Raw genomic sequence first — 15,172 nt, forward strand, 5'->3', positions numbered from 1 at the left:
ATCATATGGACGACAGGACAGGCGCGCTCGGCGCCGCACCGATAACGGGCGAAGCACTCACCCGCTTCTTCGAACGCGATGCGATCTCCGTCGCCCGCGAGCTGCTTGCCTGCCGCCTCACCGTCGGCGGCATCGGCGGGCGCATCGTCGAGACCGAGGCCTATTTCCCCGATGACGAGGCCTCCCACAGCTTTCGCGGCCCGACACAGCGCAACGGCGCCATGTTCGGCAAACCGGGCAATGTCTATATCTACCGCGTCTACGGCATGCACCGGTGCCTGAACTTCGTCTGCACCCCCGGCTCCGCCGTCCTGATCCGCGCCATCGAGCCTGAAATCGGTATCGCCACGATGATCGAACGCCGTGGCACCGACGCGCTCACGCAGCTCTGCAGCGGCCCCGGCAAGCTCTGCCAGGCGCTCGGCGTCACCATCGCCCTCAATGATCGCCTGCTCGACCACGCCCCCTATTCGCTGACGCCGACGGCACCGGCGCCGATCGTCAGCGGAAAACGCATCGGCATCACGAAAAATGCCGAAGCACCATGGCGCTTCGGCATTTCAGGGTCTCGCTATCTCAGCAAACCGTTTCGCTGATCATTCCATCACGGCGCTGTGGTCCATGACCGGGGCCACCTTGGGCTTGCGCAGCAACAGCACCAGCGGAATGACCGCCAGCGACATGATCATCAGCAGCTTGAAGTCATCGATATAGGCGATGATGGTCGACTGCAGCGTGATCAGTTCGTTCAGCGCGGCTCGACCGGCTGCGGTGAGCGGGCTCATCCCCTGTGCTGCCGCCGCATCGAAGGCGTGGTTGAACGGCGTGACATAGGCGGCGATGTTCTCGTGGTTCACCTGCGCGTTTTCGACCAAAAGCGCCGAGACGATTGAGATCCCCACGCTCGAGCCGATGTTTCGCGACAGGTTATAGAGACCAGTGCCGTCGCCACGCATCTCCGCCGGCAGCGTCGAAAACGCGATCGTCGTCAGCGGCACGAACAGGAAGCCGAGACCGGCGCCCTGGATGAAGCCGACAGAGACGATCGTCCACTGCGAGACATCGGGCGTCCAGCCGGTCATGTCGTACATCGCCCATGCCGTCAGCCCGAGGCCGAGCACCAGAAGCAGGCGCGTATCCACCTTGCCGATCAGCCGCCCGACGATGAACATGCACAGCATCGTGCCCATGCCGCGCGGCCCCATGACGATACCCGCGGTGATGACGGGATATCCCATCAGCGTCTGCAGATAGGGCGTCATCAGCGCCAGCGACGCCAGATAGGTGATCCCGATCACGAAGATGAAGATCATGCTGACGGAGAAGTTCCGGTCGAGAAACAGCTTCGGATTGACGAAGGATTTCTCCGCCGTCAGCGTGTGCACGACAAGCAGATAGAAGGCCGCAGCACAGATGATCGCCTCGATCATGATCTCGCCCGAGGCGAACCAGTTAAGCTGTTCGCCGCGATCTAGAAAGAGCTGCAGTGAAGCGATGCCCAGGCTCATCATCCCGAAGCCGAACCAGTCGAGCTTGGCGAGCGCGTCCAGTTTCGTCTCGGTGACGTAGATCATGATGCCGGCAAAGGCGAGCGCCCCGATCGGCACGTTGATGTAGAACACCCAGCGCCAGCTGATGTTATCGGTCAGCCAGCCGCCGATGACGGGGCCGAGCACCGGCCCGACCATGACCGACACGCCGAACAAGGCCATGGCGGACCCGCGTTCTTCCGGCGTGTAGATGTCGAGCAGAATGCCCTGCGACAGCGGCACCAGCGATGCGCCGAACAGCCCCTGCATGAGACGGAAGGCGACGATCTGGTTCAGCGATTGCGCCAGGCCGCAGAGCACGGATGCGACGACGAAGCCGATGATAGCGGTCAGAAGCACGCGCTTGCGACCGAACTTGGCGGCAAGGAAGCCCGACGGCGGCGTCATGATGGCGGCCGCGACGATATAGGAGGTGAGAACCCAGTTGATCTGGTCGGCGCTCGCCGAGACGCTGCCCTGAATAAAGGGCAGCGCGACGTTGGCGATCGTCGTATCCAGCGCCTGCATGATGACGGCGAGGATGACGCAGGCCGTGATCATGCCGCGGTTGGCGACCGGGACGAAGGACGCGGAGGCAGCGTTACTCATGATCTCCGCCCGAGCGGCCCAGAAGCTTGGACACGAAATCCGGCAGGCCGCGCGCGTGGCCGGTATCGACATCGACGACCGTGCTCATGCCGACGCGAAGCGGCGGCTTGCCGGCTGCATCCTCGATGCTGACGCGCATCGGGATACGCTGCACGACCTTCACCCAGTTGCCGGTCGTGTTCTGCGCCGGCAGCAGCGAGAAGCTGGAGCCGGAAGCCGGACTGATGCTCTCGACCTTGCCCTTCCAGGTCACACCCGGATAGGTGTCGACGTAGATGGTGGCCGTCTGGCCGGGCTTCACATAGGTAAGCTCGGTTTCCTTCGGGCTGGCGTCGATCCACAGATTGTTGGTCGCGACCAGCGAGAAGGCCTGCGTCGATGCCTCGAGATAGGAGCCCGGCTGCAGCGCGTTGACATTGGTGGCGATGCCATCGAACGGCGCACGGACGACGCTGTGATCGAGCTGGCGCTGCGCGTCGTCGACCTTGGCCTTGGCTTCGAGATAAAGCGGGTTCTGCTCGGCCGGCTGGTCGGCATTGCCGCCGAGCTGGGCGAGCGTCGCGGCGGCCTGCGCCTTCGCGACGGCGACCTTCTGCTGACCGGCCTGCAGATTGTGCTTTGCCTGGTCGAACGCCGTGCGGGTGGCCGCGGAGCTGTTCAGCAGGTTCTGCTGGCGGTCGAACTCGGTCTGGAAATACGGGATATCCGCCTCGGCCTGAGTGATCTCGGCCAGCGACTGCTGGTAGCTTGCTTCCAGGTTGAGGATCTGGTTGCGAACCGCGCCGAGCTGCGCCTTGGCGCCATCGAGCGCAATCTTGAACACGTCCTGGCGAAGGCTGAACAGTACCTGGCCCTGCTTCACCGCTTCGTTTTCATGCACGTTGATCGTATCGACGATGCCGGAAACGTCGGTCGTCAGCCCAACCATGTCGGACTTGATGTAGGCGTTGTCGGTGGACATCACCTGGCCGCCATTGACGTAGTAATAGCCGCCGACCACCAGCGCGACGGGCAGCAGTGCGAACGGCACCGGACGGGTCATGCTGCGCTTGCGACGCGGAGGCATCGTCAAGGGCGGCGCCACAGCGGTGGCGGACGCAGGGTTGGACGATGGCGCCTCGGCAACGGTTTCCTCGCGAGGAGAAACCTCGTTCGTTTCAACATCGGTATTGGCAGCAGTCTTGGCATCGGCGTCGGAAACGACGCGCAGGGGAGTTTTATCAGCCATGGTTGGTCTCGTTTTCGGCCAATGCCAGGGGGGTCCGGCAGGCCTGCACTAGGTTGGTCTTCATCTGCGACAGGATCTGGAAAAGCTGCTCCCGCTCTTCGGCGGAAACATCCTCCAGGGCTTCGCCTCGCGTCACATCGCCAAGTCCGCGCATTTCCGCCAGAAGCGGATGTGCCTCCTCGCGCATGTAAAGCAGCCAGATCCGGCGGTCCGTCGGGTGCTGGCGGCGCTCGATCAGCCCGCGTTCGGCGAGCTTGTCGAGAATGCGTACAAGTGTGATCGGCTCGATCTCCAGCATCTCCGCCAGCCCACCCTGGTGTATCCCCTCATTGTTGGAGAGATACGCCAGCGCCTGCCACTGCGACGACGTCAGCCCAAGACCCTTCGCCCGCTGCTCGAAACGCTTTCGGAGCAGGCGTGCGACGTCATGGAGGAGGAAGCCGAGAGGCGGATTGCTGTTCATTGAGGACTGCGCCAATAGTAAGCACACTTATAATGTGCCTAGATATATTGAGCAGGTGCAACATACAAGTCACCTTCGGTTGATTATTGCGAATGTGCGGCCAAATTGTCGCACCCGGCTAAGGAACATGCCGCCGAAACCGGCAAGCGTCGGCGGCCCGCCGATACTCTCCCTGATTTCATTGATCTTGGAAGTTTCAACCCACCGGGATTTGCTTTTCGTCAAGACACCCGTTTATATCGAAATCCAGAGGCTTACCGGGTGGGGACCTTCCCGGCCAATCGATCGCAACGGCATGCAAGTCGTGAGCGCTATCCGCGCCACGAACGTAAGACAGCATTAGAAATAGGCGAGCGGCACACAGTCGCTCGAGTACCGCCTGACATGAAACGCATTCTTTCAGCATAGTCATGGCGGCGTGTTTGGCCGCCCGAATGGGGAGCCGCCATGCCTTTCTCACTTCGCTACGTCTTGGCCTTCAGCAGCGTCGTCTTCTTCCCCCTCGCCTCATCCGCCCAGCAGGCCGCGGCCCCGCCCCCGCCGCCGGTCACCGTGGCCAAGCCCGTGGTGCGCGAGGTCGTCGACAACGACGAGTTCATCGGCCGCTTCGAGGCGGTCGACGAGGTCTCGGTGCGCGCACGCGTCGGCGGCTATCTGAATGAGGTCGATTTCACCGACGGCGCGCTGGTGAAGAAGGGCGACAAGCTCTTCGTCATCGACCAGCGCCCCTTCGTCACCGCGCTCAACGAGGCCAACGCCGCGCTCGAAGTCGCCAAATCCACTCAGACCTATGCCGAAGCGCAGTTCAACCGCGCGCAGAGCCTCGCCACCAGCGGCAGCCAGTCGGTCTCCACACTCGACGATCGCCGCCGCGAATGGCTCTCCGCGCAGGCCAATGTTCGCGGCGCCCAGGCAACCGCCGACCGCGCGGCCCTCGACATGGAATATACGACGATATCAGCGCCCTTGAGCGGCCGCATCGACCGCCGCCTGATCTCCACCGGCAATCTGGTGCAGGCCGACCAGACCATTTTGACGACAATCGTGTCGCTGGACCCAATCGATTTCTACTTCGACGTCGATGAACGCCGCCTGCTGAACTTCGCCGACACGGCGCGCAAGCTCGGCAAGGATCTGCAACTGGGCGGCGGCGGCGTGCCCGTCACCGTGACGATTTCCGATCCGAACGCCAAGCCCTTCATCGGCAAGCTCGACTTCGCCGAAAACCGCATCGACAACGAAAGCGGCACCATCCGCATCCGCGCTCGCCTCGCCAATCCCGACCTGATCCTGCAGCCCGGCCTCTTCGGCCGTGTGCAGGTGGAGGCGTCCAACAAGTACAAGGCGATCCTCGTGCCCGACGAGGCGATCGGCTCCGACCAGAACGAACGCGTCGTCTTCATCGTCGGCACTGACGGCAAGGTTTCGACCAAGCCCGTGCGCCCCGGCCCGCGTCTCTACGGCTACCGCGTCATTCGCGAGGGCCTTGATGGCACCGAGACGATCATCGTCAACGGCCTGATGCGCGCCCGCCCCGGCGCCACCATCACGCCGCAGATGACCGAACTGCCGCAGGAGCGGCGCGACACGCCGCCGGAGAACGCCGCGACGGAGACGCCACAATGAGGTTCGCTCATTTCTTCGTCGACCGTCCGATCTTCGCGGCGGTCATCTCGATCGTGCTCCTCGTCGTCGGCAGCATCGCCTATACGCAGCTGCCGGTGTCGCAATATCCCGAGATCGCGCCGCCGACCATCGTGGTGCGCACCTCCTATCCGGGCGCAGACCCGCAGACCATCGCCGATACGGTCTCCACGCCGCTCGAGCAGCAGATCAACGGTGTCGAGGACATGCTCTACATGTCCTCCTATTCCAGCGCCGATGGCGCCATGTCGCTGACCATCACTTTCAAGCTCGGCACCGATCTCGACAAGGTGCAGGTGCTCGTCCAGAACCGCGTCTCGATCGCCCTGCCCCGGCTTCCCGAAGAGGTGCAGCGGCTCGGCGTCACCACCGACAAGAGCTCGCCCGACCTGATGATGGTCGTGCACCTCCTCTCGCCCTCGCATCGCTACGACCAGCTCTACGTCTCCAACTATGCCCGCAACCGCATCCGCGACACTCTCGTCCGCCTCGATGGCGTCGGCGACGTGCAGGTGTTCGGCGAGCGCCAGTATTCCATGCGCATCTGGCTGGACCCGCAGAAGCTCTCCGCCTACGGCATGACATCGGATGACGTGGTCTCGGCCCTTCGCGACCAGAACGTCCAGGTCTCCGGCGGCAAGATCGGCGCGCCGCCCGTCACCGGCAAGAACGCCTTCGAATATACGGTCAGAACCGACGGCCGCTTCTCCGACGTGCGCGAATTCCGCTACGTCATCGTCAAGTCGACCGGCGCCGGCCGGCTTGTGCAGCTGCAGGACGTCGCCCGCATCGAGCTCGGTGCGCAGGACTATGTGACGAACAGCTATCTCAATAACGATCCCGCCGTGGCGCTCGGCATCTTCGCCCGCCCGGGAACCAACGCGCTCGATACCGCGCATCAGATCCAGTCGCTGATGAAGGACATCTCCCAGACCTTCCCGCAGGGTTTGGAGTACCGCATCGTCTATGACACCACCGAGTTCATCTCGGAATCGATCACCGAGGTCTATCGAACCATCGCCGAAGCCGCGATCCTGGTGGCGATCGTCGTCCTCGTCTTCCTGCAATCCTGGCGAACCGCGATCATCCCGATCATCGCCATCCCGGTCTCGCTAATCGGCACCTTCGCCGTGCTCCTCGCCTTCGGCTTCTCGCTGAACATGCTGACGCTGTTCGGCCTGGTGCTGGCGATCGGCATCGTCGTCGACGACGCCATCGTCGTGGTCGAGAATGTCGAGCGCAATCTCGCCAAAGGCATGACGCCGAAGGAGGCCGCGCATGTGACGATGGATGAAGTCGGCACCGCCGTCGTCGCCATCTCGCTGGTGCTGATCGCCGTCTTCGTGCCGACTGCCTTCATTCCTGGGATCTCCGGCCAGTTCTACAAGCAGTTCGCGGTGACCATCTCGGTCACCACCGCGATCTCCGCGCTGAACTCGCTGACGCTGTCGCCGGCACTCGCCGGTATTCTGCTCAGAAGCCACGATCACCAGCACACGCGCAACAACATCGCCCTGCGTTTCGGGCGCGGTCTCGCTAATGGCTTCAACAACGGCTTCGATCGCCTGAGCCACGGCTATTCCTGGATCGTCAGGCATCTCGTCCGAAGCTGGATCGGCATCACCTGCTCGCTGCTCGTCTTCGCGGGCCTGCTCGGCGCCACCTACTTCATGATAACGAAGGTCCCCTCGGGCTTCATCCCGACCATGGACCAGGGCTACGCCATCGTCGTCGTCCAGCTGCCGGATGGCGCGTCGCTGGCGCGTACCGATGCGGTGGTCAAGCAGGTGGGTGATATCGCGCGGACGGTGCCCGGCGTCGGCAATGCCGTGCAATTCGCCGGCTTCAGCGGCGCGACCTTCACCAACGCCTCCAATTCCGGCGTCGTCTTCGTGCCGTTCAAGTCCTTTGCCGAGCGCGAGGAAGGCGGCGAGACCGCCAACAAGATCATCGGCGAGCTCTTCGGCAAGCTGCAGAGCATCCAAGAGGCCTTCATCATCGCCGTGCCGCCGCCATCGGTACGCGGCGTCGGCAATTCCGGCGGCTTCAAGATGCAGATCCTCGATCTTGAGAACGCCGACATGACCCGCGTCCTCGGCCTTGCCCGCCAGATGATGGGCGCGGCCGCGACGACGGAAGGCCTGACCGGCGTCTTCACGACCTTCTCCGATGCCAGCCCGCAATATTATCTGGCCATCGATCGCGACAAGGCCCGTTTCCTCAACGTGCCGATCCCCAACATCTTCAACGCGCTGTCGATCAATCTCGGCGTCGCCTATGTCAACGACTTCAACGCCTTCGGCCGTGTCTACCAGGTCCGCGCCCAGGCCGACCGGCAATACCGCATGGACCGCGAGGATATTCTCGGCCTCAAGGTGCGCTCGGCGACCGGCGCGCTGGTGCCGCTCGGCACGCTGATGGATATCCAGGATTCCAGCGGCCCTGCCCTCGTCCAGCGCTACAATATGTATGTGTCCGTCCCGCTGCAGGGCAATCCGACGCCAGGCACATCGACGGGCGACGCGCTGAAGAAGATGGAGGCGCTGGCCGCCAAGATCCTGCCGCCCGGCACGACCTTCGAATGGACCGAACTCGCCTACCAGGAAACCCACACCGGCAACACGGCGGTCTATATCTTCGCCCTGTCAGTCATCTTCGTCTTCCTGGCGCTCGCGGCGCAATATGAAAGCTGGGTGCTGCCGCTGGCGATCATCCTGATCGTCCCGCTGGCCGTGCTCGCCGCGCTGATCGGCGTCTGGTTCCGGGGCATGGACAACAACGTGCTGACGCAGATCGGCCTGATTGTCTTGATCGGCCTTGCGGCGAAAAACGCGATCCTGATCGTCGAGTTCGCCCGCCAGGCGGAAGACGAAGGCAAGTCGCCTGTGGAGGCAGCCGTCGAGGCGAGCCATCTGCGCCTGCGCCCGATCCTGATGACGGCCTTCGCCTTCATCTTCGGCGTTCTGCCGCTCGCGATCGCCACCGGCCCCGGCGCCGAAATGCGCCAGTCGCTCGGCACGGCCGTCTTCTCAGGCATGCTCGGCGTCACGATATTCGGTCTGTTCCTGACACCCGTCTTCTATGTCGCGCTGCGCTCGTTCAGGAGAAAGGTCCGACCGGCGGAGACAGTGGAACCGGATACGCAAGCACCGCCGGCCGAAGCCTCGTCATGAGGGTCGGCGGGCGAGTGTCGCCTGTTTTGAGCGGGAACTGGAGAGCACCTTCCTCAGCGGCTTTTCGATGAGTTCGTAAGCAGCGGTTCCGAGAACCACGCCGGCGAGAACACACACCGGAGCCATAACGGTGGCTGAGAGGCCGATCACCTGCCCCGCCTTGGCGACCACCGAGATCGCCAGCGTGTGCCAGAGATAGATCGAGTAGGAAGCGTCGCCGAGATAGGTCAGCAGCGGCATGCGTCCGAGGCTTCCGGCCGCCTCCAGCGACACCATCCCGTAGACCAGAACCATCGCCAGCGGACCGCATATCCCGGCATTGAACTCGGCGCCCATCAGATGGATGGCGGCGAAACCGGAAAGGGCGGCGCCCACGCAGGCAAGTCCGAGGCTGGTGCCGGCAATCCACCAGCGCAGCCATAGCTCGGCGATCAATACGCCGCCGACAAATTCGAGAATGATCGGCCGCGTGTAGGTGTAGAGCGCCGGCGTCGTCGGCTGCAGGACCTGCCCGGCCAGGAAGAAGCCGCCGAACAGCGCGAGCAGAAAGGCGAGACGCCATTTGCGCGGCAGGAATAGCGCGCCGGCGAAGAGCACATAGAAGAAAATCTCGAAATTCAGCGTCCACCCCTGCACAAGCACCGGCCAGATGTCGCCGGTGCTCGGCGAATGCGCGGGAATGAAGAACAGAGACGCAAGGATATGCGACGTCGTCAGCTGCAGGTTCGGAAACAGCCCGGCCACGGCGCCGGCGATCATGATTGCAGTCACCAGCCAATAGGATGGCGCGATGCGGCGCAGGCGGTCGATAAGGAAGCCCTGCGGCGTCATCGGCCGACGCTCGCTGATCACCCACATGATGAAGCCGCTGATGACGAAGAACACATCGACACCGGCAGCGCCGATGGCGAAGTGCTCGCCGGACTTTTCGGCCGCGTGAAAAACGACGACAGCAAGCGCCGCGAAGGCGCGCAGATATTGGATGCCGTAAAGGGTCTTCATCCGGTTTCCTCAAATGACCGGTCAGTGCCGGCCGACAATGCTGTTAAGTGCTAATGCATCAAAGGTTCGGGCTGCCGTGCCTGCCGCGCCCATGCGGCGACATCAGGCTGGCGGCGCACGCTCATCAGCTTTCCGGCGCAGAAATAGAACAGGAACGTCCCGACATTGTAGGGCGTCAGAATGTCGATCTCGACGAAGGAGCGGATCAACAGAAGCACGCAGATGGCAAACAGCAGATAGGATTCATCGTTCCTGATGTCTTCGATCAGGTGACGGAGATGCCCCCACAGCATCTTCAGGAAAGTGAAGACCAGGATCGCCAGGCCGACGAGGCCGAGCTCCACCGTCGTTTCGATATAGGTGTTGTGGAAGTGGAAGCCGCTGCGCGAGCCAATGAAGAACTCTTCCCAGAGACGCTCCGGCTCCGAAAATCCCTGAACCCAGTAGGCCTGATAGCCGACGCCGAAATAGGGATTGTCGGCCGCAGCCTTGATCCCCTGCTGCCACAGATAGGTGCGGCCCGTCAGCGTCGAATCCTTGCCGAAGATCCCGAGCACGGCATCGACCGCGCCGAGATAGACACCGGCGACCGCAAGCACGATTACCGCGACCCCACCGCCGATGACGAGCAGCTTGCGCTGGTCGGGCGTCAGCGTCAGCACGACACGCAGGCCGACCATCAGCGCCAGAACCACGACCGCGGTCAGGACCGAAGTCGCCGATTGGCACATCATCAGGCAATAGGCCGACAGCAGTCCGACGATACCGGTCGTAGCCAGCCATGATGGACGGCGTTCTCCAAAGATGAAGACAGTCGCAAAGCAGGCGATCAGGCCGAGCGAGGCGTAGAAACCAAGCTGGTTCTTCGACGCGAAGGCGCCGACGAAGCTATAGGTGTTGTCGATCACGTCGAGCTCGTAATGCCCGAAGAGCACCGAATAGACGAGCACGATGCCGATACCGGCGACCATGCCAAGCGTCAGCGTCTTGGCATCCAGCACCCTGACCGCGATCAGCGTGCAGAGCACCTGCGTGAAATATTGAATGGCGGCGCGCATCGACACGCTGGGTGCCGCCGACCAGAATACCGACAGGAAGGCGATCGCCGCGAAAGCGTAGATCCAGATGTAGCGATTGTAGTTGCCGAGCACCTTGCGGTAATCGACCGCGATCAGCGGCAGCCAGAGCGCATAGTAAAGCAGGATCGACACCTGCCCGAACCGAAGCGAGTAGGCGAACGAAAAAAGCGAAATCGCCACGGCGGAAACGGCATAGGCCACATTCCCGCCGGGCTGGATGAGCGCCGACTTAGCGATACGCATACTGCCTCGTTACCTCATGGCCAGTCCGGCGGTGACCTTGATCAGATCGCCGGGCTGCAACGCGGTGCTTTCCTGCACCGGGATTTCTTTCGGCTTGCCGTCCACGTCACGAATGACGGAGTAGGCAATGCTGGCGGCACCCGTCGACGTGTCGAAGCGGGCGGCATCCGTGGACTGGGTCAGCGCCTCGGCCATCAGCGAGTTGCTCGTCGTGAGCTTCAGATTGAGCTGGTCGAGCTGCGCATCCGCACTTTGCTTTTCCTGGGCAAGCTGAGCGTCCCAGTCGTTGCGAAGCGTGATCTCGTCCTGGTTGGCCTTGCTGATATCCTGCTTAGCCTTGAGCGAGTTCGTGTCGATGTCGAGAAGCATCGCCTCGAGATCGGCCGCGCGTTGCTCGGCGGTCATCTTGCGGGCGCTGAGCACCAGCCCCTTCTCGGCGAGATCGTCGACCTTGTCGCGATCGGCCGTGGCAAGCTCCAGCTGGCGGGTTTGCGTCTGCGTCTTCTTGGCAAGCGTCTCGACTTCGCTCTGCAGCAGAGCCCTCAAGTCATCGAGTGCCTGAAGCTGCAGCGTCAGCCGCTTCTTGCGCGAGGCCATGAGCGCGTTCTCGCTGTCGACGAGCGCCCTCGCCTCAGGCTTGTCCTTCAGTTCGGCCGGAATCTCGAAACTATCCTTGTTGTCGATTTCGGCCTGAAGACGAGCCTGCTTCACGAGAAGCCGTGCCCTGTCCGCCATGTAGACGACGGCGTCGCCCTTGGCGTTGATGAAATCGCGCGCGAACCGCTGGCCGGAATCGGCCCGGCGAAGGCCGCCGGCAAGGCTGACGGCCTTGGCGACGGTGAGGTTCGGCGCGAACGGAAACTCACCCGGCTTCTCCACGTCTCCGGAGAGATAGACAGGGCGGAATTCCGACAATTCGACGGATGCCGACGGCCGGTCCTTCAGGGCAAACTGCTTCTGAAGAGCCATGCCGATCTGCTTGGCGATGGCGTCGGTCGTCTGCCCGGAAGCAGCGAGATCGCCGACGAATGGCAGCGAAATGCTGCCGGACGGGCCAACCGTGTATTCGCCGCTGACGACAGACCAGTCGCGGATCGTCCCATCCGCCGTCTGCCATTCGGCAACTCGAATCTTCACTTTATCCATGGTTCCAAGGCGGTAGTCGTCCGCGCTGGCAATGAATGAGGACAGCAGGAATGCACTCAACCCGGCAGCGACTGCAACACCGGATCGAAGGGCACGGGATCGCCCAGCCTGACTGCCAAATAGACGTTCGTTCATATTTTTCCCCGTGTTTCGTCCCGACGGCGAGCCATAAGACGTGCTCGTCGGGCGTAAGGATGCCGTTAGTAGCTTCCGCGCTGAGCGCAGACGGCGGGAATGGTCTTTGCGATGATCGCAACGTCCCGGGCCATCGACCAGTTTTCGACGTAGTGGGTATCGAAAGCGACGCGAGCGGCATAGGAGACGTCGTTGCGTCCGCTGACCTGCCAGAGACCGGTCAGGCCTGGGCGGGACTGCAGATAGAAGACGGCGGCGTGCTCGTACATTTCAAGTTCGTCTTGAACGACGGGACGCGGACCGACGACACTCATCTCACCGCGAATGATGTTGAAGAGCTGGGGAAGCTCATCAAGGCTCAGCTTGCGCAGCACGGCACCAACGGCAGTTACCCGAGGGTCGTTCTGCAGCTTGCGCGTGGCGCGCCACTCATCCATGGCGGAAGGGTTGTTGCGCAGGTATTCCTGCAAAACCTTGTCGCCATTGGTGACCATTGTCCGAAACTTCAGGCAACGGAATTCCTGGCCATTGTGGCCGATACGGCGATGACCATAGAAGGCCGGACCCTTGTCCGTGAGCTTCACAAGCAGCATCACCATCAAAAAGATTGGGCTCAGAAACAGAAGCCCGAGGCAGGCGGCGGACACATCGAATGCCCGTTTTGCGAAGCCGCCTGTGGGCGGAAACGCGTTTTCGTGAACTGCGCCATAAAATGGCGAACTGTCCGATCTCGTCGCAGACTTCATAGAGGTAACTCCACTTATGTTTGCCGTTTGGTCGGTTAAGGCTCAGGACGCTTAGCTAGCGCTGACGAGTTGGGAGTGTATGAGGGGATTTTGTTTTTTTAAGCCACGTTTTTAAAACCGCTCGTTATCGAACGTTTTTGGAAACATTTGTTCAACTTTTTGTATTTCAGGGGTCGCTGAAACATATTTAGATTCCACCAAAGCGATCAAAACTATATTTGCAGACTGAAATAAAATGTCCTGTGACTTCTTGCCAATACACCCTGAACGAAGTTTACAGGGGTAACCGGCCCCGGTCGAAAGTTCTTGGTTACGGCCATCACTTCTCCAACGGACCTTTTTTTAAACTTGAACCGAGCCGTTTTATTGCATCGCAGCATCAATTTTGCGCCGCACTCACAAATCGTTTGAAATTAAAACTTTGTAATAAAAGTTGAATGCGAAACGCGGCCACTACACCTCAGCGGGTATCGATTGTGGCATAAACAAGAACGTGCATTGCCAAATTGGATGCAACCCTCGGATCGAAACCCAACTTTAACGACGTTTTCCGATTGGTGGGCGCACGGGCCGATAAGTGGCATTTTTACCAATACGCGGAACAAACCTTTAAGGTGACGCTTGTAGTTACTGAATACAGGCGCAAAAGACGTCTTCACCGCTTTAGTTACATGACGAAGTCCTGTAAAAAGAATCTACAAAATGGTCCTGGTGTGGCCGCGTATTCAATGGCTGTTCATTGAAGGGCACCATCTGGGGAGGCAACAAATGTATGCACCTCGCGTTTTTGTCAGCATGTTGGGCGCACTCGCCGTGTTCGCCGTCGCGACCTATTGGCTGAGCGGTTCTCTATCCGGCACCATCATCAAGACCGTGATCTGTGCGATCCTGCTGCAGGCAGGCTATTTCGGTGGCGTGCTCTACCTCGTCTGGAAGGAAAGCAAGGAGCGCAACGGCGCCAAGCGCGCGGCCGGCCGCGCCGAGGAAGCTGAAAAGCTGCACGTACCGCCTTTCAACAGCTCCGAGCCGTTCAATCGCTAAACCCCGAGGGCAGCCCTGCCTGCCCGTTCGCCGCTCACGAACCCACCCTTCGTAACATCATGTGAAGCGCTCTTTGTTGTCTGCTGCGCTGCAACGTCCTAGGTCTTGGGCGAAACAACGGAGGTAGAGCGTGGCTGAAACAGCTAGCATATGCGTCATCATCGCCGCCAAGAACGCGGCCGATACGATCGAAATCGCCGTCAGATCAGCACTTCTCGAGCCTGAGGTCGCCGAAGTTGTGGTCGTCGACGACGGCTCGAGCGATTCCACAGCGGAGGCCGCCGAACGCGGCAACGACGCCACCGGCAGGCTCAGGATCATCAGGTTCGAGAAGAACAAGGGCCCGTCCGCCGCACGCAATCATGCCATCGACATCTCCACGGCGCCGCTGATCGCCATCCTCGACGCCGACGATTTCTTCTTCGCCGGCCGCTTCTCCCGCATGCTCTCGGACGATGACTGGGAATTCGTGGCCGACAACATCGCCTTCGTCGATGCCGACACGGTCGCCCAGGCGCCGCAGAAGCTCGATCGCTTCGCCGAAAACCCTCTCTATCTCGACCTGACGACCTTCGTGGACGGCAACATATCCAAGCGTGGCGTGCGTCGCGGCGAGATCGGCTTCCTGAAGCCCGTCATGCGCCGCGCCTTTCTCGACAAACACCAACTTCGTTACCGCGAGGACATGCGTCTCGGCGAGGACTACGATCTCTACATCCGCGCTCTGGCGCTCGGCGCCCGCTACAAGGTGATCCACAGCTGCGGCTACGGCGCCGTCGTGCGCGGCAATTCGCTAAGCGGCAGCCACCGCACGGAAGACCTGCGCCGCCTTTACGAGGCGGACCGTTCGCTTCTCAAGGATTTCAAGCTGAAGCCGATGGCGGCGGACGCCGTGCGCCGGCACGAACAGCACATCCGCGCCAAATACGAGCTGCGCCACTTCCTCGACATCAAGAACCAGAAGGGCGCCGGCGCCGCGATCGCCTATGTCGCGACGCATCCCTCCGCTTTCCCGGCAATCGCCGGCGGCATCCTCGCCGACAAGACGGAGCGCTGGCGCAACCCGGATGGCGTGGCGGTCACCTCAAGCGGCGACCGCCTTCGCTATCTGCTCGACGCGCCGGCCGAATAGCC

General features: G+C 61.7%; 12 protein-coding genes. 5 read left to right on the forward strand and 7 right to left on the reverse strand.

What is annotated here, in order from left to right:
- Positions 1-5 precede the first annotated feature (5 nt).
- Entirely contained in the window at positions 6-596 is a 591-nt protein-coding gene (locus J5286_RS17000; RefSeq protein WP_209191394.1) for a DNA-3-methyladenine glycosylase, read from the forward strand.
- On the opposite strand, the gene J5286_RS17005 is transcribed toward J5286_RS17000, so the two are convergent.
- From J5286_RS17005 to J5286_RS17015, 3 genes are read right to left on the reverse strand one after another with little or no spacing between them, the layout of a single operon-like run.
- On the reverse strand, positions 597-2,138 hold the full coding sequence (locus tag J5286_RS17005) for a DHA2 family efflux MFS transporter permease subunit (protein ID WP_209191395.1): 1,542 nt from the start codon (positions 2,136-2,138) through the stop codon (positions 597-599). It lies immediately after the preceding gene.
- Positions 2,131-3,366, reverse strand: a complete 1,236-nt coding sequence (locus J5286_RS17010) for an HlyD family secretion protein (protein WP_209191396.1) — start codon at positions 3,364-3,366, stop codon at positions 2,131-2,133. Before J5286_RS17010 ends, J5286_RS17005 begins: the two co-directional genes overlap by 8 nt.
- Complete coding sequence (locus J5286_RS17015; protein ID WP_113008363.1) at positions 3,359-3,829, reverse strand: MarR family winged helix-turn-helix transcriptional regulator; 471 nt, start codon at positions 3,827-3,829, stop codon at positions 3,359-3,361. Before J5286_RS17015 ends, J5286_RS17010 begins: the two co-directional genes overlap by 8 nt.
- A 447-nt stretch (positions 3,830-4,276) precedes the next feature.
- Between J5286_RS17015 and J5286_RS17020 the strand changes: the two genes are divergently transcribed.
- Positions 4,277-5,455, forward strand: a complete 1,179-nt coding sequence (locus J5286_RS17020) for an efflux RND transporter periplasmic adaptor subunit (protein WP_209191397.1) — start codon at positions 4,277-4,279, stop codon at positions 5,453-5,455.
- Positions 5,452-8,646: an efflux RND transporter permease subunit gene (locus J5286_RS17025; protein WP_209191398.1), complete on the forward strand. Its 3,195-nt coding sequence runs from the start codon at positions 5,452-5,454 to the stop codon at positions 8,644-8,646. Before J5286_RS17020 ends, J5286_RS17025 begins: the two co-directional genes overlap by 4 nt.
- Here J5286_RS17025 and J5286_RS17030 read toward each other — a convergent pair.
- The 4 genes from J5286_RS17030 to J5286_RS17045 all read right to left on the reverse strand — a co-directional run bounded on the left by J5286_RS17030 (position 8,641) and on the right by J5286_RS17045 (position 12,997).
- The gene (locus J5286_RS17030; RefSeq protein WP_209191399.1) at positions 8,641-9,648 is read right to left on the reverse strand and encodes an acyltransferase family protein; all 1,008 of its coding nucleotides are present in this window, start codon (positions 9,646-9,648) and stop codon (positions 8,641-8,643) included. The genes J5286_RS17025 and J5286_RS17030 overlap by 6 nt on opposite strands.
- A gap of 50 nt (positions 9,649-9,698) precedes the next feature.
- A complete protein-coding gene (locus J5286_RS17035) occupies positions 9,699-10,970 on the reverse strand; it encodes an O-antigen ligase family protein (protein WP_209191400.1) in 1,272 nt (423 codons plus the stop codon).
- A 9-nt stretch (positions 10,971-10,979) separates the two neighbouring features.
- Positions 10,980-12,251 carry a polysaccharide biosynthesis/export family protein gene (locus J5286_RS17040; RefSeq protein ID WP_209191401.1) on the reverse strand — a complete coding sequence of 424 codons (1,272 nt, stop codon included), beginning with the start codon at positions 12,249-12,251 and terminating at the stop codon, positions 10,980-10,982.
- A gap of 65 nt (positions 12,252-12,316) precedes the next feature.
- Positions 12,317-12,997: a sugar transferase gene (locus J5286_RS17045; RefSeq protein ID WP_018897030.1), complete on the reverse strand. Its 681-nt coding sequence runs from the start codon at positions 12,995-12,997 to the stop codon at positions 12,317-12,319.
- 768 nt (positions 12,998-13,765) lie between these two features.
- On the opposite strand from J5286_RS17045, the gene J5286_RS17050 reads away from it, so the two are divergent.
- Positions 13,766-14,038, forward strand: a complete 273-nt coding sequence (locus J5286_RS17050) for an exopolysaccharide production repressor protein (protein WP_209191402.1) — start codon at positions 13,766-13,768, stop codon at positions 14,036-14,038.
- 130 nt (positions 14,039-14,168) lie between these two features.
- Entirely contained in the window at positions 14,169-15,170 is a 1,002-nt protein-coding gene (locus J5286_RS17055; protein ID WP_209191403.1) for a glycosyltransferase family 2 protein, read from the forward strand.
- The last annotated feature ends 2 nt before the right edge of the window (positions 15,171-15,172 follow it).

This window comes from Rhizobium sp. 16-488-2b, from assembly GCF_017741815.1.
Taxonomy (GTDB): Bacteria; Pseudomonadota; Alphaproteobacteria; order Rhizobiales; family Rhizobiaceae; genus Rhizobium.